The sequence below is a fragment of the Serratia sp. BNK-10 genome, assembly GCF_047456065.1.
GTDB classification, from domain to species: domain Bacteria; phylum Pseudomonadota; class Gammaproteobacteria; order Enterobacterales; family Enterobacteriaceae; genus Serratia; species Serratia ureilytica.
In genome coordinates, this window is the sequence record NZ_CP179894.1 from 5,086,751 (window position 1) to 5,107,146 (window position 20,396).

Consider the following 20,396-nt stretch of genomic DNA (forward strand, 5'->3'; position numbering starts at 1 on the left):
CGACGATGGAAACAAAGATTTCGGTGCCGCAGTATGAGCTGCGCGGTTTCAGCCTGTGGGGCTTTCGCGATATGGCGCACTGCATGGACTTTCTGTTCGACGGCGGCCGGGTCAAACAGGGCACGTTGGTGGCCATGAATGCGGAAAAGATCCTGAAGGCGGAAGAGGACCCGGCACTGCATGCGTTGCTGGATGAAGCGGAGTACAAGTACGCCGACGGCATCAGCATGGTGCGCTCGATTCGCCGCAAATACCCGGCGGCGGACGTTTCGCGCGTCGCGGGCGCCGACCTTTGGGAAGCCTTGATGCAGCGCGCCGGCCGCGAAGGCACGCCGGTCTTCCTGGTCGGCGGCAAGCCGGAAGTCTTGGCGGAAACCGAGCAAAAGCTGCGCAGCCAGTGGAATGTCAACCTGGTGGGCAGCCAGGACGGCTATTTCAAACCGGATCAACGAGAGGCGCTATTCGAGCGTATTCGCGCCAGCGGCGCCGCCATCGTGACGGTGGCGATGGGATCGCCGAAGCAGGAGATCCTGATGCGCGACTGCCGCAAGGTGCATCCGCAGGCGCTGTATATGGGCGTGGGCGGCACCTACGACGTGTTTACCGGCCATGTGAAGCGTGCGCCCAAGGTGTGGCAGAACCTCGGTCTGGAGTGGCTTTACCGCCTGCTCAGCCAGCCCAGCCGCATCGGCCGGCAACTGAAGCTGTTGAAGTTTGTGGGCTACTACTACAGCGGCAAAATGTAATCGCTTATCTGGGGTGGAATGTGTCGGTTCGCCCCGGTCTGCTGTACCAATAATCTGCTTTTGCCTATTTCTCCCGCATATCTATAACCCCCAGCCCTAAACGTCGCCGCATTTATTCCATAAAGTTTTAAATTGCGGTTTGCTTATAGCGACGAAATGCGAAACGATACCGCCCGGAAATTATCCCTGGCCGCTGAAGCCTGATGCGACAGCGCTGAACGATGTTCTTCTCACGGTAACTTCGCTCCGACTACCCGTTGATGCCAACCCGAACGGCAGGGGATGATTTATTCTTTTAATAATGACAATAACGACCGGCAGCGGCCGGCAGGCAAACACAACCCGAGAAAAATTATTGAGGATTTATGGCACACAAAGAGAAACCGCAAGGGCTACACCGAGGCCTTGAGGCCCGGCACATCGAGCTTATCGCTCTCGGGGGCACCATTGGTGTCGGCCTGTTTATGGGATCGGCCAGTACGCTGAAATGGGCCGGGCCGTCGGTACTGCTGGCTTACATCATCGCCGGGCTGTTCGTGTTCTTCATTATGCGTTCGATGGGGGAGATGCTGTTCCTCGAGCCGGTCGCTGGATCGTTCGCCGTTTACGCGCATAAATACATGAATCCCTATTTCGGCTACCTCACCGCCTGGGGGTACTGGTTTATGTGGATCGCCGTCGGCATTTCGGAGATCACCGCCATCGGGGTGTATGTGCAGTTCTGGTTCCCGGAAATACCGCAGTGGGTCCCCGCGCTGATCGCCGTGGCGATGGTGGCGCTGGCCAACCTGGCGGCGGTGCGCCTGTACGGTGAGCTGGAGTTCTGGTTCGCCATGATCAAGGTCACCACCATCATCGTGATGATTCTGGTGGGGCTGGGGGTGATCTTCTTCGGTTTCGGCAACGGCGGTGAACCTATCGGTTTCGCCAATCTGACGGCGCACGACGGCTTCTTTGCCGGCGGCTGGAAGGGCTTCCTGTTTGCGCTGTGCATCGTGGTGGCGTCCTATCAGGGGGTTGAGCTGGTGGGCATTACCGCCGGGGAAGCCAAAAACCCGCAGGTGACGCTGAAACGCGCGATCAACAATATCCTGTGGCGCATCCTGATCTTCTATGTCGGCGCGATCTTCGTCATCGTGACCATCTTCCCGTGGAACGGCATCGGCACTACCGGCAGCCCGTTCGTGCTGACCTTCGCCAAGATCGGCATCGTCGCCGCTGCCGGCATCATTAACTTCGTGGTACTGACCGCCGCGCTTTCCGGTTGCAACAGCGGTATGTACAGCGGCGGCCGCATGCTGTACGCCCTGGCCAAGAATCGCCAACTGCCGGCGGCGCTGACCAAGCTTTCCGCCAGCGGCGTGCCGGTCAACTGCATCGCCGTCACCATCGGCTGCCTGTTGGTGGGCTCCGCGCTGAACTACATCATCCCTAATCCGGAGCAGGTGTTCGTCTATGTCTACAGCGCCAGCGTGTTGCCGGGCATGGTGCCGTGGTTCGTGGTGCTGATAAGCCAACTCTATTTCCGCCGCGCGCACAAGGAAGCGATCAAAAACCACAGCTTTAAGTCGATCATGTTCCCGTATGTGAACTATCTGACCATCGCTTTTCTGGTTTGCGTGCTGGTCGGCATGGGAATCAACCCGGATACGCGAATTTCCCTGCTGGTCGGGGCGATTTTCTTAGCAGGCGTCAGCCTGTGCTACTTCGTTTTCGGCATGCATAAGAAACATCATCCGGCTGAAAATCGGGTAGAAACGCGGCAATAAACGGTGAAAAGGAGCTACGGAGTGCGCTTTCCTGCGCAGGAGTGAGCAAAGCGTAATCAAACGCAACATTTCTGCGAAAAAGCACTAGACAGGATTGGCGTAAATCCGTAGTATCCCCTCCCGCAACGGCGCTACGCGCCCGTAGCTCAGCTGGATAGAGCGCTGCCCTCCGGAGGCAGAGGTCTCAGGTTCGAATCCTGTCGGGCGCGCCATTAAGTTTGTGCGCAGGAGCTGCGGTGGTAATATTACCGCGTGAGTAAGAAGAAGTAGTAATGGTGGCTATAGCTCAGTTGGTAGAGCCCTGGATTGTGATTCCAGTTGTCGTGGGTTCGAGTCCCATTAGCCACCCCACTTCCTAAGCGAAGTGAAGATTTAGCAGTATTTTGTGACAGTGCGAAGGTGGCGGAATTGGTAGACGCGCTAGCTTCAGGTGTTAGTGTTCTTACGGACGTGAGGGTTCAAGTCCCTCTCTTCGCACCACGCAAAATATCTGATAAATATAAGATTTATATGGACAACGGTCTGATAAATCGGGTAGTATGAGCAACACAAATCGGCGAGTAGCGCAGCTTGGTAGCGCAACTGGTTTGGGACCAGTGGGTCGGAGGTTCGAATCCTCTCTCGCCGACCACTTTCAAAGAAACCGACGTAAGTCGGTTTTTTTTCGCCTGCAATTTATGAGCATGAGCACCTCCGCAGGAGGTTCGAGCCTCGCGAAGCGAGACAACGTTGCTTTAGCAACGGCCCGCAGGGCGTTACATCCTGGGGCGCGCGTCATCTTTCTCTCGCTGACCAGTTTCAAAGAAACCGACGTAAGTCGGTTTTTTTACGTCCGCCGTTTATGAGGGTAAGTTCTTCCCGCCGCGACGAAACGCATAGCGACCAACCCGTGCAGCATTGCACGGGTTTTTGCGTATCTGAACATTGGCATTTTGTCTCAACCGGCACGTGTGTAGGTTTTCAGCGACAATGTGGTTCGACGTTGTCGCCAGTTTGAGACAAATAATCCATTGATTTTAAACATTAAAAGTAGCTTTGGCTTAAGTCGTCGTTTTGCGGCGACAGCGTCAGATCGGCCGTGGGTAAAGAACGACAGGGGACGGCATGCTGAGAGAAAGTTAGACGTAAATAAAAATTTAATATTTTCAATCAATTGAATGCTATTTTTTATAGCGACTTTCCTGGATCTGAAAGTTGGCACGCCAAGTGCAATACCTACAGCGTAGATGCTCATTCCATTTCTTATGTTCGCCTTAGGCTTCATAAACCCTGGGAATGACGCAGAGCCGATTTAGGGTGCCTATCGCCCACGAGAACGATGACTAACCCGTCATCACGCTCAGGGCAAAACGTTGAGTGAGGCACCGCCCCTGTTGTCCTAGACCTGATTGCTTCTTTATACACTTGCCATGCGGCAAGTGTTTTTTTTTTGCGCTTCAGCAAGCTAACGGGCAAAAAAAAGCGCGGCACCGAGGCCACGCTTTCTCTGCCGGGCGGGCGGTTATTCGCCGCCGTTCTGTTTCAGCGTCAACATCAGTCCTTCACGCCGCATCTGCGCCGCTTCATCCGAACGATGCAGTTTCTCCAGCGTATCGGCCAGCCAGGCGTAATCGTAGGCGTCCGGACGCTGTTTCAGCGCTTCGCGGAAGGCGTCGGCCGCCTGCTGCCACTCGCCGTGCTTCATCAGCAACTGCCCCAGCGTGCTGTTCAACAGCGGCGTCGCGCCGTGCTGCTTCATCTGCTGACGCAGCGCTTTCTCAAGCTGCTCGGGGTTGCCGGACTTCAGCCGTGGCAGCAACAGCACCAGGCGCTCGTCATATTGGCGTTTCAGGCCGTCGAGCACAATCTCCTGCGCCAGTTCGTGGTCGTTGCATTCGATCAGGTGCTCCACCATCGCGATTTGCAGCGGCACTTCGTGACGCGTCTTGCGGCTCTGATCTTTCCACCAGCGCTTCAGGCCTTCGCTGCCTTCGTCCGCCATCGCCTGATTCATCAGCCCGATGTAAGCCTGTTGCTGCAACGCCTGCAGCTGCTCTTCGCTGTGCAGTTCGATTTTACGCATCGACGGCAGCACTTCCAGCAGCGACGCATAGGCGCCGGTGCGCAGATAGGCTTGTTCCGCCAGGCGCAACACTTCCGGATGGCGCGGCGCCTGGTTCAGCAGGCGATCGACGCCGTGGCGCGCGGCGTGGTTCTCGCCCTGCGCCAGCTGGATGCGAACCCGGGTGATATCCACCGGCAGCTGATCGGTATCGGCGGCTTCGGCGGCCCGCTCCAGATATTGGTTGGTGCGGAAGTCATCGCCGCGTTGCTGCGCAGCCTCGGCGGCCAGCAGATAGTTCACCACCGGCTGTTCGGCGTGATCGGCGTTGCGCGTCATCAGCTTTTCAACCTGCTTGTAGTCGCCCTCCGCCAGTTTGATCAGCGCGGCTTTGGTTTGCTGACGCGCGCGGGTGCGCTTGCGGCCGATAAACCAACCGCGCGTGCGGGCGCCGGTACGGAAGATGCGGCGCAGGATCCACTCGATCGCCAGCAGAACCACGAACAGCAGCACCAACATGATCACCAGGCCGGTGACGCTGGTTTCAATATTGTAGTTATCGGTCTGGATCAGCACATAGCCCTGATGCCCGGCCAACATCGGCCCGAGCACCACGCTGGCGATCACCACCAGGAACAGAAATAGCACGCGTAACATGGCTTAACCCTCCTGATGAGCGGCAGGGGACTGGGTCATCAGGTTGCGCACCCGGGTCTGCATCACTTTTTCGAGCAGCGGCTGGCTTTTCAGCTGATCCGGCACGTCCATCGAGATCGACTGTTGGCTCAGGCTGTCCAGCTCTTCAAGGAAGGCCTTGGTCGCCGGATCGGTGGTGTCGAAATAGGCGCGCACCCAGGTGGAGACGGTTTCCAGCGACTGCTTGTAGGTCTCGTTCTGGTGACGCGGAATGGCCTGTGCGGCCACCAGCAGGCGCGAACGGATGTTTTCGCGCAGGTAGATGTCCTGATTCGGGGCCAGCAGCGGTTCGGCGCTGGTATCGCGACGGCGGATGGTGATGAAGTCGGCCATGAAATTGCGCCAGCTCTTGGCCAGGTTCTGCCGCCATTCGCCGATCGAGCCGGAGAGCTCGCTGCTGTTTTGATCCATCGGCGCTTCGTCGGTGTCGTTATCGGCCAGGCGTAGGTTATCCACCTGATTGGACAGCTGATTGACCTTGAGGATGATGCCGTCGTAATCGACCTGGGTCAGCGTAGAAAGCGTGCTGATGTCTTCGGTAATGGCGCGGCGCACGTCGAGCAGGCTCGGATCGTTCATGTCCGCCAGGCTGGCGTCGGCGCTTTTCAGCAGCGCGGCGGCGCTGGTCACGTCCTGATCGCTCCATAGCTTGCGGCCGGCCATTTTCACCAGGAAATCGGCCTGCGCCAGCAGCCAGGTTTTGGCGTCGCTGCCGGAGATGGTCGCCACTTTTTCCTGCAGCTCGCTCAGTTGGCGCGCCAGGTTCGCCTGCTCGCGATCGGCGGCGTCCAGGGTTTTACCCTGCTGTTGCAACAAGCCTTCCAGCGCATTTCTTTCCTGCTGCTGGCTCTGCTTCACGCCGTCAAGCTGCTGCTGCAGCGCCTGATTGGCGGCGATCAGCTGTTGTGCCTGCTTGTGCGTATGGTAATAACCGCCCGCGCCGAGGGCGATGACCAGCACGATAGCGATCGCGCCGAGCACCGGGCCGGTGTTCTTGCCTTTGCGGCTGGCAGCGGCTGGCTGCTGGGAGCTCTCAACCGCGGTGGTGGGTTCTTCAACCGGGGCGGCTGGGGTATTTTGTTCCGTCATAGTGGCACATCCCATAGTCAGATTATTGTAGCGCGCGGATCAGCGCGTCATTATCGGCGTTGTCAGCTACCCGAATCGTACGCCAGCCCAATTCCCGGGCGAGGGTAGCCAGGCGTTCGCTCACTACTACCAGGCGGCAACGCAGCAGCCATGAAGAACGATAGTAATCAGGAACTAAAGTATAGAGCTGTTGTAACATTTCACCGCTGGTCACCACCAGCGTATCCACACCGGCGCGCTGCCAGTGGGCGCTTTGCTCGCTGCCGTCGTAGTGCACCGGGCTGCGTTGATAACATTCATAATAGCTGACGTCGGCGCCGCGCTCGCTCAGCGTCGACCCCAACAGTTCGCGGCCGCCGTTGCCGCGTAAAATCAGCGCGCGTTTGCCCGCCAATTTTTGCAGCGCCGGCAGCAACAGCAGCGTTTCGCTGATCTCGCGTTCGCGCGGGTATTCCACCGGCAAACTGCTGATGCGGTGCAGCGCCAGCCCGGTGGTGCGGCCGATGGCGTAATAAGACAGGTGAGCGGGCCAGCTCAGCCCGGCGCGGCCGATAACCGAATCGGCATAACTCACCGAATGTTGCGACAGCACGAACACCAGATCGCCGGCGCTAAGCTGCTGCAACGCCTGCGGCAGCTTCGGCAGATCGCCGCCCGGCGCGAAGTCGATCAGCGGTGCATGATAGGCAACCCGGCCGAGTGCGCGCAGCCGGCTCACTAACAGCTCCCCCGAAGGCGATGGGCGGGTTACCAGGATCGTCATGCCGGCGGATTTCCCTGATAAACCTCGCGCAGGATCTCGCGCGCGCCGCGCGCCAGCAACTCTTCCGCCAGCTCAACGCCCATCCGTTCGGCCTGGGCGGCCGGGCCGCGGCGTTCGCCGCGCACCATCTGGCTGCCGTCCGGCGCGCCGACCAGGGCGCGCAGCCACAGGCTGTCGCCATCCAGTTCGGCATAGCTGCCGATCGGCACCTGGCAGCCGCCTTCCAGGCGGGTGTTCATCGCCCGCTCGGCGCGCACGCGGGTTTCGGTGGCCGCATGGTTCAGCGGCGCCAGCAGCGCGCGGGTGACGCTGTCGTCGAGACGGCATTCAATGCCGACCGCACCCTGGCCGACCGCCGGCAGGCACTCTTCGGCGCTCAGCGGGCTGCGGATGCGTTGCTCCAGCCCCAGGCGCTTCAGGCCGGCCACCGCCAGAATAATTGCGTCGTAGTCGCCGTTGTCCAGCTTGGCCAGGCGAGTGCCGACGTTGCCGCGCAGGTCGCGCACGACAAGATCCGGGCGGCGTTCGCGCAGCTGGCACTGGCGGCGCAGGCTGGAGGTGCCGACCACGCTGCCCTGCGGCAGCTGATCGAGCGAGGCGAAACGATTGGAAACAAAAGCGTCGCGGGGATCTTCGCGTTCGCAAATGGTGGTCAAACCGAGCCCGGCAGGGAAATCGACCGGCACGTCTTTCATCGAATGCACGGCGATGTCGGCGCGGCCTTCCAGCAGCGCGAGCTCGAGTTCTTTAACAAACAGGCCTTTACCGCCGACTTTCGCCAACGGCGTATCCAGAATAACGTCGCCGCGGGTGACCATCGGCACCAACTCGACCTGCAGGCCGGGATGGCAGGCCATCAGACGTTGCTGCACATAATGTGCTTGCCAAAGTGCAAGCGGGCTTTGTCGGGTGGCAATTCGAATAATTTTGTCTAACATGCTTGTTACCGTTTTTATATTTCGCCATCCATCCTACCACTGAGAGTCAATACTGTCAGTGCAAGAAGCCGGAGGCGGAAAAAGGACAACGGAATCAAAGGGACGTGTGATGTGCTTTGGGGCAGTTAACACTGCGGGTAAATCGTTTAGGGAAGCGCTACAATAATTGTGAAGCGTTACCTCCTTTACGGTCAATCAGCAAGGTGTTAAATTGATCACGTTTCCAGCAATAAGTCGCCAAATATTCTTCTTACACTAACGGCGCTTATGGAATACGGGTTTTTTTCTAAACACCGGGATAATCAGGCGAGACGTCTTGTACCTCTACATCGAGACATTGAAGCAGAGACTGGATGCGATCAATCAGCTACGCGTCGATCGCGCCCTGGCGGCTATGAAGCCCGCGTTTCAACGGGTATACAGTCTGCTGCCCACCTTACTGCACCACCACCACCCGCTGATGCCGGGTTACCTGAACGGTAACGTTCCCCACGGCATTTGCCTCTACACGCCTGATGAAACTCAACAAGATTACCTGAACGATTTAGAAGACAAATGGGGCAGCCCGTTTGACAAACCGGCCAGCGGCGAGCTGCCGATCACCGGCGTCTATTCGATGGGCAGCACCTCGTCTATCGGCCAAAGCTGCAGCTCGGATCTCGACATCTGGGTCTGCCACCAGTCCTGGCTGGACAACGAAGAACGCACCCGCCTGCAGCAAAAATGCAGCCTGCTTGAGAAGTGGGCCGCGTCGATGGGGGTGGAAGTCAGCTTCTTCCTGATCGACGAAAACCGTTTCCGCCATAATGAAAGCGGCAGCCTGGGCGGCGAAGACTGCGGCTCGACGCAGCACATCCTGTTGCTGGACGAGTTCTACCGCACCGCGGTGCGCCTGGCCGGCAAACGCATCCTGTGGAACATGGTGCCGGGCGAAGAAGAAGCGCACTACGATGAATACGTGCTGTCGCTGTACGCGCAGGGCGCGCTGACGCCGAACGAGTGGCTGGATCTCGGCGGCCTGAGTTCGCTGTCGGCGGAAGAGTACTTCGGCGCCAGCCTTTGGCAGCTGTACAAGAGCATCGATTCGCCTTACAAGGCGGTGCTGAAAACACTGCTGTTGGAAGCCTATTCCTGGGAATACCCCAATACCCAACTGCTGGCGACGGACATCAAACATCGCCTGCACCAGGGCGAGATCGTCAGCTTCGGGCTCGACGCCTACTGCATGATGCTCGAGCGCGTCACCCGCTACCTCACCGACATCAACGACACCACCCGCCTCGATTTGGCCCGCCGCTGTTTCTACCTAAAAGTGTGTGAAAAGCTGTCGCTGGCCAAGGCCTGCGTCGGCTGGCGGCGCGAGATCCTCAGCCAATTGGTCAGCGAGTGGGGCTGGAGCGAAGAGCGTCTGGCGATGCTGGACAACCGCGCCAACTGGAAGATCGAGCGAGTGCGCGAAGCGCACAACGAACTGCTCGACGCGATGATGCAGAGCTACCGCAACCTGATCCGTTTCGCCCGCCGCAACAACCTCAGCGTTAGCGCCAGCCCGCAGGATATCGGCGTGCTGACCCGCAAACTGTATGCGGCGTTCGAAGCGCTGCCCGGCAAGGTGACGTTGGTGAACCCGCAGATCTCGCCGGATCTGTCGGAAAACGATTTAACCTTTATTCATGTGCCGGTTGGCCGCGCCAACCGCACCGGCTGGTACCTGTACAATCAGGCGCCGGCCATGGATTCGATCGTCAGCCATCAGCCGCTCGAATATAACCGTTACCTGAACAAGCTGGTGGCCTGGGCCTATTTCAACGGCCTGCTGACGCCGCAGACCCGCCTGCACATCAAGAGCGGCAACCTGTGCGACACCGCCAAGCTGCAGGAGCTGGTGGCCGACGTTTCTCATCACTTCCCGCTGCGCCTGCCGGCACCGACGCCGAAAGCGTTGTACAGCCCGTGCGAGATTCGCCATCTGGCGATCATCGTCAATCTGGAAAACGATCCGACCGCCGCCTTCCGCAATCAGGTGGTGCACTTCGATTTCCGCAAGCTGGACGTGTTCAGCTTCGGCCAGCAGCAGCAGTGTTTGGTGGGCAGCATCGATCTGCTGTATCGCAACTCCTGGAACGAAGTGCGTACCCTGCATTTCAGCGGCGAGCAGTCGGTGCTGGAAGCATTGAAAACCATTCTCGGCAAAATGCACCAGGACGCCGCACCGCCGGAGTCGGTGGAAGTGTTCTGCTACAGCCAGCACCTGCGCGGCCTTATTCGCACCCGCATTCAGCAGCTGGTGTCGGAGTGCATCGAGCTGCGCCTGTCCAGTACCCGTTTGGAACCCGGCCGCTTCAAGGCGGTGCGCGTCGCCGGGCAGACCTGGGGGCTGTTTTTCGAGCGCCTGAGCGTGTCGGTGCAGAAGCTGGAGAACGCGGTGGAGTTTTACGGCGCCATCTCCAACAACAAGCTGCACGGCCTGTCTATCAAGGTGGAAACCGATCAGGTGCATCTGCCGCCGGTGGTGGACGGCTTCGCCAGCGAGGGGATCATCCAGTTCTTCTTCGAAGACACCTCAGACGACAAGGGCTTCAACATCTATATTCTGGATGAGTCGAATCGGGTGGAGGTGTATCACCACTGCGAGGGCAGCAAAGAGGAGCTGGTGCGCGACGTCAGCCGCTTCTATTCCTCATCGCACGATCGCTTCACCTACGGCTCCAGCTTCATCAACTTCAATCTGCCGCAGTTCTATCAGATTGTGCAGCTCGACGGGCGCACGCAGGTGATCCCGTTCCGCAGCAACGTGCTGTCCAGCCTGTGCGTGACGGTGGCCGACGGCGCCGCTCAGCCGCTGAAGCAGCAGTTCCAGCTGCATTGACGCCGCAAGGGCTCGGTTGCCGAGCCCTGCTTAGCCTCAGGAAAAACTCAGTTCCTCGCCGGCCTGCGCGCTGGCCGCTTCGCTGAGCAGTTGGTAAAACGGCTGCCCGCTGCGATCGCATACCCAGACGCCGTCGCGGTAGTTGAAGTGGTAACCGCCGGCCTTGGTGGCGAGCCACACCTGGTGCAGCGGCTCCTGGCGGTTGATGACGATTTTGGTGCCGTTTTCGAAGCTTAGCGTCATCACGCCGCCATTGGTTTCGTAATCGATATCCGCATCGCCGTCAAAATCGTCCAGTGTCTCTTCAATATTCAGCATCAGCTGGTCGGCCAACTGGTGAAACTCACTGTCGTTCATATTCAATTCCTATTGCTTTTCATGATCCACCTGCGATTATAGAGACCTTGGACGCATGAATTACAGGCATTAATGCAAATGAAAAAACAACTACGCTATGCGCTGATGGCCGTTCTGGTTACCGGCCTCGCCGGCTGTGGTCTGAAAGGCCCGCTTTACTTCCCACCTGCCGACTCCGCCGGCCAAAAACCGGCCAAACCGCCGGTGCAAACGGGCGATCAGGTGCAAAAGAACCAGCAGGAGCAGTCTGGCTCTCAGCAAAAACCGTCGATGGTTGCCCAGTAACACCCGGTTTGCGGTGGCGAGCGCCGCCGCAAAATCAAGACGGATAGCGCGTCCAGATAGCGGAGTATGATATGCAGTTCTCCAAAATGCACGGTCTGGGCAACGACTTTATGGTGGTCGATGCCGTTACACAGAATGTCTATTTTTCACCTGAGCTGATCCGCCGGCTGGCCGATCGGCACCTGGGCGTCGGCTTTGACCAGATGCTGGTGGTAGAACCGCCTTACGATCCCGAGCTGGATTTTCACTACCGAATTTTTAACGCCGACGGCAGCGAAGTGGCGCAGTGCGGCAACGGCGCGCGCTGTTTCGCGCGCTTTGTGCGGCTGAAAGGGTTGACCAACAAGCGCGATATCCGCGTTAGCACCCAAACCGGGCGCATGGTGCTCAGCGTCACCGACGACGATCTGGTGTGCGTCAACATGGGTGAGCCGAATTTCGATCCGCAGGCGGTGCCGTTCCGCGCCGCCAAGGCGGAAAAGACCTACATCATGCGCGCGGCGGAACATACCGTGCTGTGCGGAGTGGTGTCGATGGGCAACCCGCATTGTGTTTTGCAGGTGGATGATGTAAAAACCGCCAAGGTGGAGCTGCTTGGGCCGGTGCTGGAAGGGCACGAGCGCTTCCCGGAACGGGCCAACATCGGCTTTATGCAAGTGGTCAGCCGCGATCACATCAAGCTGCGCGTTTACGAGCGCGGCGCCGGTGAAACGCAGGCCTGCGGCAGCGGCGCCTGCGCGGCGGTGGCGGTAGGGATCCAACAGGAATTGCTGTCAGAAGAGGTGCATGTAGAACTGCCGGGCGGCAGCCTGCATATTCGCTGGAAAGGGCCGGGCAATCCGCTGTTTATGACCGGTCCGGCAACCCATGTCTATGACGGATTTATTCATCTATGAAAAGCGTAGAAGAACAGAGCGTCGCCGGCCTGGCGCTGGATGACGACGCCGTGATGCAGTACCTGCTGCAGAACCCGGATTTCTTTATTCGCAACGCGCGCCAGGTTGAGCAGATGCGCGTGCCTCACCCGGTGCGCGGCAGCGTTTCGCTGGTGGAATGGCATCTGGCTCGCCAGCGCAATCACATCGAACGGCTGGAAGAAGAGATCACGTTGTTGATGGAGCAGGCCAGCGCCAACGAAGGGCTGTTCGCCAGGCTGCTGCACCTGCAGGCCGATCTGGCCACCGCCGACAGCCTGCAGGACATGCTAAACCGGCTGCAGCGCTGGGCGCGCGGCTTCGGTTTGGCCGGCGCCACGGTTCGGCTGTTCGCCGAGCGCTGGAATATCGGCGCGCCTTCCGATTTCACCCACCTGGCGCTGACGCGTTCGGCGTTCGAGCCGTTCCGCATTCAGCGGCTGGGCAGCGAACAACACTATCTCGGCAGCCTGAACGGCCCCGAGCTGCTGCTGCTGTTGCCGCAGGCCAAACAGATTGGCCAAATTGGCTCGGTGGCGCTGTCGATGTTGGGTGACGACGGCGAGCTGGGCATGGTGATCTTCAGCAGCCGCGATACGCAACATTATCAGCAGGGCATGGGTACGGTGATGCTCAATCAGCTGGCGCGCATGCTGCCGGCGCTGCTGGAACGCTGGATCGAACGCGCATGACGCCGATTGCGCCCAGCCTGCAGCAGCCGGTGGACGCTTTTCTGCGTTATCTCAAGGTAGAACGGCAACTCAGCCCGCTGACGCAGCTCAGCTATTCACGCCAGCTGACGGCGCTGATGCGCCTGGCGCAGGAGATCGGCGTCACCGACTGGACGACGCTGGACGCCGCCCGGGTGCGCATGCTGGCGGCGCGCAGCAAACGCGCCGGTCTGCAGTCCGCCAGCCTGGCGCTGCGGCTCTCTTCGTTGCGTAGCTTCCTCGATTGGCTGGTCAGCCAGGGCGTGCTGCACGCCAACCCCGCCAAGGGCATCCGCACGCCGCGCAGCGGCCGCCATCTGCCGAAAAACATCGACGTCGATGAAATGAACCAGCTGCTGGAGATCGATCTCAACGATCCGCTGGCGGTGCGCGATCGCGCCATGCTGGAGGTGATGTATGGCGCCGGCCTGCGCCTCTCCGAGCTGGTGGGGCTGGATTGCCGCCATGTCGATATGGCGGCGGGCGAGGTGTGGGTGATGGGGAAAGGCAGCAAAGAACGCAAACTGCCGATTGGGCGCACCGCCGTCACCTGGCTGGAACACTGGCTGGCGATGCGCGATCTGTTTGGGCCGCAGGACGACGCCATGTTCCTGTCCAATCAGGGGCGACGCATCTCGACGCGCAACGTGCAAAAACGCTTCGCCGAATGGGGCGTGAAGCAGGGCGTCAATAGCCATATCCATCCGCACAAGCTGCGCCACTCCTTCGCCACCCATATGCTGGAGTCCAGCGGCGATCTGCGCGCGGTGCAGGAGCTGCTCGGCCACGCCAACCTGACCACCACGCAAATTTATACCCACCTCGACTTTCAACATCTGGCGAACGTGTACGATGCCGCGCATCCGCGCGCCAAACGGGGGAAATCCTGATGCATTTTTATCGCCCGCTGCGCCCGCTGGCGGCGCTGACTTTCGATCTGGACGACACGCTGTATGACAACCGTCCGGTGATCCGGCACACCGAGCAGCAGTCGGTGGCCTTCCTGCAGAGCTACCATCCCGGCCTGAACGGCTTCCAGTCGGCGGATTTCCACCGCCTGCGCCAGGAACTGCGCGAGCAGGATCCGGAGATTTACCACGACGTCACCCAGTGGCGCTGGCGCGCCATTCATCTGGCGTTGAGCCGGCAGGGGCTGCGCGACGCCGAAGCGGCGATCGGGGCCGATGCGGCGATGCAGAATTTCGCGCTGTGGCGCAGCCGTATCGAGGTGCCGGAAGCGACCCATACCACGCTGAAGGCGCTGGCGGCGCGCTACCCGCTGGTGGCGATCACCAACGGCAACGCCGATCCGGCGCAGTGCGGCCTGGACGGCTACTTTCAGTTTGTGCTGCGTTCCGGGCCGGACGGGCGCGCCAAGCCGTATCAGGACATGTATCACCTGGCCGTCGAGCGGCTGGGCGTGGCGCCCGAGCAGATCCTGCACGTGGGCGACGATCTGACCACCGACGTGGCCGGCGCGCTGCGCGCGGGGCTGCAGGCCTGTTGGATCAACGATCGGCAACGCAGCCTGATGCAGGCCGCCGACAGCCGCCTGCTGCCGCATATTGAGATTTCGCAGTTGGCATCGCTGACAGCATTGTTATAATCCCTGCCAGAACTCTGTATAAATTTCCAGTGAAAAACCTGTCGCCGGCGGGTTTTTCCTTAACCATTAGTGGTGCCTATGGACGTCTCCGATCTGCTCGACAGCCTGAATGAAAAACAACGTGAAGCCGTGGCGGCGCCGCGCAGCAACCTGTTGGTTCTGGCCGGAGCGGGCAGCGGCAAGACGCGGGTGCTGGTGCATCGCATCGCCTGGCTGCTGTCGGTGGAGAACTGCTCACCGTATTCGATCATGGCGGTGACCTTCACCAACAAGGCGGCGGCGGAAATGCGCCACCGTATCGAACATCTGATCGGCACCAGCCAGGGCGGCATGTGGATCGGCACTTTCCACGGTCTGGCTCACCGCCTGCTGCGCGCTCATCATCTGGAAGCCAACCTGCCGCAGGATTTCCAGATCCTCGACAGCGACGACCAGCTGCGGTTGCTCAAGCGCATCATCAAGGCGCTGAACGTCGACGAGAAACAGTGGCCGCCGCGTCAGGCGATGTGGTACATCAACGGCAAGAAAGACGAAGGCCTGCGCCCGCAGCACGTCGAGACCTACAACAACCCGGTAGAGGCCACCTGGCTGCGCATCTACCAGGCCTATCAGGAAGCCTGCGATCGCGCGGGGCTGGTGGATTTCGCCGAGCTGCTGCTGCGCGCGCACGAGCTGTGGCTGAACAAGCCGCATATCCTCAACCACTATCGCGAACGTTTCACCAACGTGCTGGTGGACGAATTCCAGGATACCAACAGCATCCAGTACGCCTGGATCCGCCTGCTGGCGGGCGGCAACAGCAACGTGATGATCGTCGGCGACGATGACCAGTCGATCTACGGCTGGCGCGGCGCGCAGGTGGAAAACATCCAGCGCTTCCTGAAGGATTTCCCCGGCGCGGAAACCATCCGCCTGGAGCAGAACTACCGTTCCACCAGCAACATCCTGAAAGCGGCCAACACCCTGATCGCCAACAACGACGGGCGCATGGGGAAAAACCTGTGGACCGAAGGCGGCGAAGGCGAGCCGATTTCCCTCTACTGCGCCTTCAACGAACTCGACGAAGCGCGCTTTGTGGTCAACCGCATCAAGACCTGGCAAGACAACGGCGGCGCGCTGAACGATTGCGCCATTTTGTACCGCAGCAACGCCCAGTCGCGCGTGCTGGAAGAGGCGCTGCTGCAGACGGCGATGCCGTACCGCATCTACGGCGGCCAGCGGTTCTTCGAACGTCAGGAAATCAAGGATGCGCTGGCTTACCTGCGCCTGATCTCCAACCGCAACGACGACGCTGCCTTCGAGCGCGTGGTCAACACCCCGACGCGCGGCATCGGCGATCGCACCCTCGACGTAGTGCGCCAGGCGGCGCGCGATCGCCAGCTGACGCTGTGGCAGGCGACGCGCGAACTGATGCAGGACAAGGTTCTGGCCGGCCGCGCCGCGTCGGCGCTGCAGCGCTTCATCGAGCTGGTGGAGTCGCTGGCGCATGAAACCGCCGATATGCCGCTGCACGTGCAGACCGATCGGGTGATCCGCGACTCCGGGCTGTTCATCATGTATGAGCAGGAAAAGGGCGAGAAGGGACAGGCGCGCATCGAAAACCTTGAGGAACTGGTGACGGCGACGCGCCAGTTCAGCTATCAGGAAGAAGATCAGGATCTGATGCCGCTGCAGGCATTCCTGTCGCATGCGGCGCTGGAAGCGGGCGAAGGCCAGGCCGACGCCTATCAGGACGCGGTGCAGCTGATGACCCTGCACTCGGCCAAGGGGTTGGAGTTCCCGCTGGTGTTTATCGTCGGCATGGAAGAAGGCATGTTCCCGAGCCAGATGTCGCTGGACGAAGGCGGCCGTCTGGAGGAGGAGCGCCGTCTGGCCTATGTGGGCGTGACGCGCGCCATGCAGAAACTGACGCTGACCTATGCTGAAACGCGCCGTCTGTACGGCAAAGAGGTTTATCACCGGCCGTCGCGCTTTATCGGCGAATTGCCGGAGGAGTGCGTGGAAGAAGTGCGCCTGCGCGCCAGCGTATCGCGCCCGGTCAATCACCGCCGCATGGGCACGCCGATCAGCGAGAACGACACCGGTTACAAGCTGGGCCAGCGCGTGCGTCATCCCAAGTTTGGCGAAGGCACCATCGTCAATCTGGAGGGCAGCGGCGAGCACAGCCGGCTGCAGATCGCCTTCCCGGGTGAGGGCATCAAATGGCTGGTGGCGGCCTACGCGCGTTTGGAAACGGTATAAAGAGAGAGGCGTTGCAGGGGCCAGCCCCTGCAACCTTTCACGATCAGTGAGGGTACCGGTCGCCGACCTGTGCGGTGGCATACCAGCGCATCACCGCTTCGGTGCCTTCACCGCCTTCCTGCGGCGCCCACTGCATGCAGTCTTCTTCGGTCAGCGCCTGATACGGGCCCTGCTTCACTTCGAACACTACGCCGCCGGCATCGACCGACAGCACCGCATGCCAGGTAAAGGCCGGCATCTCCAGCACTTTGGTTTCTTCGCCAAGCAGGGTGCGCTGTGTTACGACGCCGTCATCGTTGAACTGCAGCACCACAAAGCGGCCGCGCAGCGGCGTCAGCAGCTCCCAGGTTTGCGGGTGGCGGTGCGGGCGGATATAGGTGCCGGGTTCCATGGCGATAGCCAGGCGTTGCACCGGGTCGCTCAGCTCTTCGTGTAAGGTGCGGTGCGCGCGCAGGCGGGCCACGCTGGCGGCCTGTTCGCTCATCGCGGTCAGTTCATGGGCGGTAATCTGTTTCATCATTTAAATCCGCATGCTTGTCGTACCATTAGGGTGATGTCATCTTAGCAACATTCTTGGTGGCGGTAAGCGATCGCCGCGACTTTTTCAGTACGGTTTAAGCCCCATTTCTGCTATTGATCATCGTGATGATTTGTTGCGCAATTATCCCGCCTAACGTGTTGACAGGCTTTTTCTTCTCGGCGTAACATGCGCGCACTATTATCATTGAGGACAGACGCCTTGGACACACCCAGTAGATACTGGCTCACTGACCTGCGCCGCAGGTATAACTTCTAAGGCTCTCCGTTTTTGCTGATAGCCTTCGTGGTTGTCGGCGACCCCGCAAAGTGTCGCTATGAGTCAGATCTCTTCATGGTCTGAAACAAATCGGTGATACGCATCTCCCTCTGTTTCTGTGCTTCAACGCGTTGTCCGCACCCGTTACCTTCACGGAGTTTTGGCACATGCTGAGCGCTTTTAAATTAGATAACCGCCGCTTGTCCCGTCTGGAACTGGACGACTCGGATGATCTCACGTCATCGCTGTGGGTTGATCTGGTCGAGCCGGAAGAGGGCGAGCGTGAGCGCGTGCAGAATGAGCTGGGACAAAGCCTGGCGACGCGTCCTGAACTGGACGACATCGAAGCCTCCGCCCGTTTCTTCGAAGACGAAGACGGTCTGCATATCCACTCCTTTTTCTACTTTGAAGATGCGGAAGATCACGCCGGCAACTCCACGGTGGCGTTCACCATCCGCGACGGCCGCCTGTATACCCTGCGTGAGCGTGAACTGCCGGCGTTTCGCCTGTACCGCATGCGCGCCCGCAACCAGACGATGCTCGAAGGCAACGCTTACGAACTGCTGCTGGATCTGTTCGAGACCAAGATTGAACAGCTGGCGGACGAGATAGAGAATATCTACAGCGATCTGGAACAGCTCAGCCGGGTGATCATGGAAGGGCATCAGGGCGACGAATACGACGCCGCGCTCTCGACGCTGGCGGAGCTGGAAGATATCGGCTGGAAGGTGCGTTTGTGCCTGATGGATACCCAGCGCGCGCTCAACTTCCTGGTGCGCAAGGCGCGTCTGCCGACCGGCCAGCTGGAGCAGGCGCGTGAAGTGCTGCGCGACATCGAATCCCTGCTGCCGCACAACGAATCGCTGTTCCAGAAGGTGAACTTCCTGATGCAGGCGGCGATGGGCTTCATCAACATCGAACAGAACCGTATTATCAAGATCTTCTCGGTGGTGTCGGTGGTGTTCCTGCCGCCTACGCTGGTGGCCTCCAGCTACGGCATGAACTTCGAATTCATGCCGGAACTGAAATGGTCGTTCGGCTACCCGGGCGCGATCACGCTGATGATCCTGGCGGGCCTGGCCCCTTACCTGTACTTCAAGCGCAAGAACTGGCTGTAACCCGGCGGCGCCGGGCTCAGCGCAGCTTGCGCTGGGTATAGAGCGCGTCGAGGGTGAACAGGATCAGCGCCGCCCAGATAAAGCCGAAGGTCACCAGCTTGTCCTGGCCGACGGTCTCGCCGTAGAAGGTGACCGCCAGCAGGAACATCAGCGTCGGGCCGAGATACTGGAAGAAACCGAGCGTCGACAGGCGCAGCCGGGTAGCCGCCGCGGTGAAGCACAGCAGCGGCACGGTGGTGACGATGCCGGCGGCGACCAGCAGCAGGTTCAGCGACCACGGGTTGGCGCTCAGGTGGCTGGTGGGGCTGTCGGCGAACAGGAACAGATAGGCCGCCGCCACCGGCAGCAGCCACAGCGTTTCAATCAGCATGCCGGTCTGCGCGTCGATGGCGATTTTCTTGCGCAGCAGGCCATAGAAGGCAAAGCTGAACGCCAGCCCCAGACCGATGATCGGCAACGACCCGAACTGCCAGAGCTGCACCAGCACCCCGGTGAACGCCAGCGCCACCGCTACCCACTGCATGCGGCGGAAACGTTCGCCGAGAAACAGCATCCCCAACAGCACGTTAACCAGCGGGTTGATGAAGTAGCCCAGGCTGGCTTCCAGCATATGGTGATTGTTCACCGCCCAGATGAACAGCAGCCAGTTGCCGCCGATCAACAGCGCGGTGACCGCCAGCAACAGCAGCCGTTTGCGATTTTGGCAGGCGGCGCGCACTTTAGGCCAGTTGCGGCCCAGCGTGATCAGCGCCAGCATGAAGAAAAACGACCAGATGATCCGGTGGGTGAGGATCTCATCCGCGGACACTTGCTGGATCAGTTTGAAATAAGCCGGGGCGATGCCCCACATAAAATAGGCGGCCAGGGCAAAGAAAATGCCCTGACGCGTTTGCTTTGCGTCCATGACGTCACTCTGGTGGGGAACTTAAGATGCGGTGAGTGTACTGAAGACGCTCACCGCACACAATCATCAGCCGACCAGGTAGGTGGCGGTGGCGGTCGCGATATGCAGGCCGTCGTGGTTATGCAGTTCTACGCGCGCGACGGCGACTTTGTTGCCGCTGCGCAGCACGCTGGCGGAGGCGACGAAGTGCTCGCCGCGGCCGGGGCGCAGGTAGTCGACGCGCAGGTCGATGGTGCCCATGCGCGACAGCTTGGCGGCGATCTCCTCTTCGACCAGCGGCTCCAGGCGCGTCAGCACGCCGCCGGCGCAGGCCAGCCCGGCAGCGACGTCGAGCACGGCGGCGATCACGCCGCCGTGCAGAATTTCCTGCGCGGCGTTGCCCACCAGCTTGCGCTGGTTGGTGAAGCTCAGCTCGACGTAGTCATCGTCGAAGCGGCGCAGCTCCAGGCCAAGCTCGCGGTTGAACGGCATGTGGTAGACAAAAATTTCGCCGATCTTGCGGCGGGCGGCTTCCAGGGTCAGTGGTGTTGTCGACATAGCGGGTTTCCGTTTTT

The 20,396-nt window shown here is 60.1% G+C and carries 18 protein-coding genes, 4 tRNA genes and 1 other RNA gene; 15 read left to right on the forward strand and 8 right to left on the reverse strand.

The features are described from left to right. The first annotated feature begins 5 nt into the window (after window positions 1-5). The 7 genes from wecG (at window position 6) to ACMGG9_RS24375 (ending at window position 3,309) form a co-directional block, all read left to right on the forward strand. Window positions 6-746 (forward strand): lipopolysaccharide N-acetylmannosaminouronosyltransferase, encoded by a 741-nt coding sequence (wecG, locus tag ACMGG9_RS24345; RefSeq protein ID WP_004934224.1) that lies wholly within the window; start codon window positions 6-8, stop codon window positions 744-746. Between the two features lie 365 nt (window positions 747-1,111). Beyond that, window positions 1,112-2,515, forward strand: coding sequence for a bifunctional threonine/serine APC transporter ThrP (gene thrP / locus ACMGG9_RS24350; protein ID WP_414161787.1), 1,404 nt, complete (start codon window positions 1,112-1,114; stop codon window positions 2,513-2,515). Between the two features lie 135 nt (window positions 2,516-2,650). Further along, window positions 2,651-2,727: transfer RNA gene (locus tag ACMGG9_RS24355), tRNA-Arg, on the forward strand. Between the two features lie 63 nt (window positions 2,728-2,790). Beyond that, window positions 2,791-2,866: transfer RNA gene (locus tag ACMGG9_RS24360), tRNA-His, on the forward strand. Between the two features lie 42 nt (window positions 2,867-2,908). Next, window positions 2,909-2,995: transfer RNA gene (locus ACMGG9_RS24365), tRNA-Leu, on the forward strand. Between the two features lie 74 nt (window positions 2,996-3,069). Beyond that, window positions 3,070-3,146, forward strand: a tRNA-Pro gene (locus ACMGG9_RS24370). 34 nt (window positions 3,147-3,180) lie between these two features. Next, window positions 3,181-3,309: non-coding RNA, RtT sRNA (locus ACMGG9_RS24375), on the forward strand. A 707-nt stretch (window positions 3,310-4,016) separates the two neighbouring features. Here ACMGG9_RS24375 and hemY read toward each other — a convergent pair. Genes hemY through hemC form a run of 4 tightly spaced genes read right to left on the reverse strand, consistent with a single transcriptional unit; the run spans window position 4,017 to window position 8,042 of the window. After that, window positions 4,017-5,213, reverse strand: coding sequence for a protoheme IX biogenesis protein HemY (gene hemY / locus ACMGG9_RS24380; protein WP_033645031.1), 1,197 nt, complete (start codon window positions 5,211-5,213; stop codon window positions 4,017-4,019). Window positions 5,214-5,216: 3 nt separating this feature from the next. Beyond that, a complete protein-coding gene (hemX, locus tag ACMGG9_RS24385) occupies window positions 5,217-6,341 on the reverse strand; it encodes a uroporphyrinogen-III C-methyltransferase (protein ID WP_033645029.1) in 1,125 nt (374 codons plus the stop codon). 22 nt (window positions 6,342-6,363) lie between these two features. After that, on the reverse strand, window positions 6,364-7,104 hold the full coding sequence (gene hemD, locus ACMGG9_RS24390) for a uroporphyrinogen-III synthase (protein ID WP_108680037.1): 741 nt from the start codon (window positions 7,102-7,104) through the stop codon (window positions 6,364-6,366). Then, complete coding sequence (hemC, locus tag ACMGG9_RS24395) at window positions 7,101-8,042, reverse strand: hydroxymethylbilane synthase (RefSeq protein WP_197756164.1); 942 nt, start codon at window positions 8,040-8,042, stop codon at window positions 7,101-7,103. The genes hemD and hemC overlap by 4 nt, the downstream gene beginning before the upstream one ends. Before the next feature lie 316 nt (window positions 8,043-8,358). On the opposite strand from hemC, the gene ACMGG9_RS24400 reads away from it, so the two are divergent. Next, window positions 8,359-10,911, forward strand: a complete 2,553-nt coding sequence (locus ACMGG9_RS24400; RefSeq protein WP_019452546.1) for a class I adenylate cyclase — start codon at window positions 8,359-8,361, stop codon at window positions 10,909-10,911. Window positions 10,912-10,947: 36 nt separating this feature from the next. Here the strand turns inward: ACMGG9_RS24400 and cyaY are convergent, their stop codons facing one another. Further along, entirely contained in the window at window positions 10,948-11,268 is a 321-nt protein-coding gene (gene cyaY / locus ACMGG9_RS24405; protein ID WP_033645025.1) for an iron donor protein CyaY, read from the reverse strand. Between the two features lie 78 nt (window positions 11,269-11,346). Here cyaY and lptM point away from each other — a divergent pair, with 78 nt between their 5' ends. The 6 genes from lptM (at window position 11,347) to uvrD (ending at window position 17,024) form a co-directional block, all read left to right on the forward strand. Then, on the forward strand, window positions 11,347-11,553 hold the full coding sequence (gene lptM / locus ACMGG9_RS24410) for an LPS translocon maturation chaperone LptM (RefSeq protein ID WP_080273427.1): 207 nt from the start codon (window positions 11,347-11,349) through the stop codon (window positions 11,551-11,553). Window positions 11,554-11,624: 71 nt separating this feature from the next. Further along, on the forward strand, window positions 11,625-12,449 hold the full coding sequence (gene dapF, locus ACMGG9_RS24415; RefSeq protein ID WP_004934244.1) for a diaminopimelate epimerase: 825 nt from the start codon (window positions 11,625-11,627) through the stop codon (window positions 12,447-12,449). Beyond that, window positions 12,446-13,159, forward strand: a complete 714-nt coding sequence (locus tag ACMGG9_RS24420) for a DUF484 domain-containing protein (protein WP_108680039.1) — start codon at window positions 12,446-12,448, stop codon at window positions 13,157-13,159. The genes dapF and ACMGG9_RS24420 overlap by 4 nt, the downstream gene beginning before the upstream one ends. After that, a complete protein-coding gene (xerC, locus tag ACMGG9_RS24425; protein ID WP_033645020.1) occupies window positions 13,156-14,067 on the forward strand; it encodes a tyrosine recombinase XerC in 912 nt (303 codons plus the stop codon). The genes ACMGG9_RS24420 and xerC overlap by 4 nt, the downstream gene beginning before the upstream one ends. Next, the gene (gene yigB, locus ACMGG9_RS24430) at window positions 14,067-14,783 is read left to right on the forward strand and encodes a 5-amino-6-(5-phospho-D-ribitylamino)uracil phosphatase YigB (protein ID WP_108680040.1); all 717 of its coding nucleotides are present in this window, start codon (window positions 14,067-14,069) and stop codon (window positions 14,781-14,783) included. Before xerC ends, yigB begins: the two co-directional genes overlap by 1 nt. Before the next feature lie 78 nt (window positions 14,784-14,861). After that, window positions 14,862-17,024, forward strand: coding sequence for a DNA helicase II (gene uvrD, locus ACMGG9_RS24435; protein ID WP_025304874.1), 2,163 nt, complete (start codon window positions 14,862-14,864; stop codon window positions 17,022-17,024). A 43-nt stretch (window positions 17,025-17,067) separates the two neighbouring features. Here the strand turns inward: uvrD and ACMGG9_RS24440 are convergent, their stop codons facing one another. Then, window positions 17,068-17,541, reverse strand: a complete 474-nt coding sequence (locus tag ACMGG9_RS24440; protein WP_025160392.1) for a WbuC family cupin fold metalloprotein — start codon at window positions 17,539-17,541, stop codon at window positions 17,068-17,070. A 446-nt stretch (window positions 17,542-17,987) separates the two neighbouring features. Between ACMGG9_RS24440 and corA the strand changes: the two genes are divergently transcribed. After that, complete coding sequence (corA, locus tag ACMGG9_RS24445; RefSeq protein ID WP_004934262.1) at window positions 17,988-18,938, forward strand: magnesium/cobalt transporter CorA; 951 nt, start codon at window positions 17,988-17,990, stop codon at window positions 18,936-18,938. 16 nt (window positions 18,939-18,954) lie between these two features. Here the strand turns inward: corA and rarD are convergent, their stop codons facing one another. Together rarD and ACMGG9_RS24455 are read right to left on the reverse strand one after the other, a co-directional pair. Continuing rightward, window positions 18,955-19,842 carry an EamA family transporter RarD gene (rarD, locus tag ACMGG9_RS24450; RefSeq protein WP_033645018.1) on the reverse strand — a complete coding sequence of 296 codons (888 nt, stop codon included), beginning with the start codon at window positions 19,840-19,842 and terminating at the stop codon, window positions 18,955-18,957. A 66-nt stretch (window positions 19,843-19,908) separates the two neighbouring features. Next, window positions 19,909-20,379 (reverse strand): thioesterase family protein, encoded by a 471-nt coding sequence (locus tag ACMGG9_RS24455; RefSeq protein ID WP_033645017.1) that lies wholly within the window; start codon window positions 20,377-20,379, stop codon window positions 19,909-19,911. Window positions 20,380-20,396 lie beyond the last annotated feature (17 nt).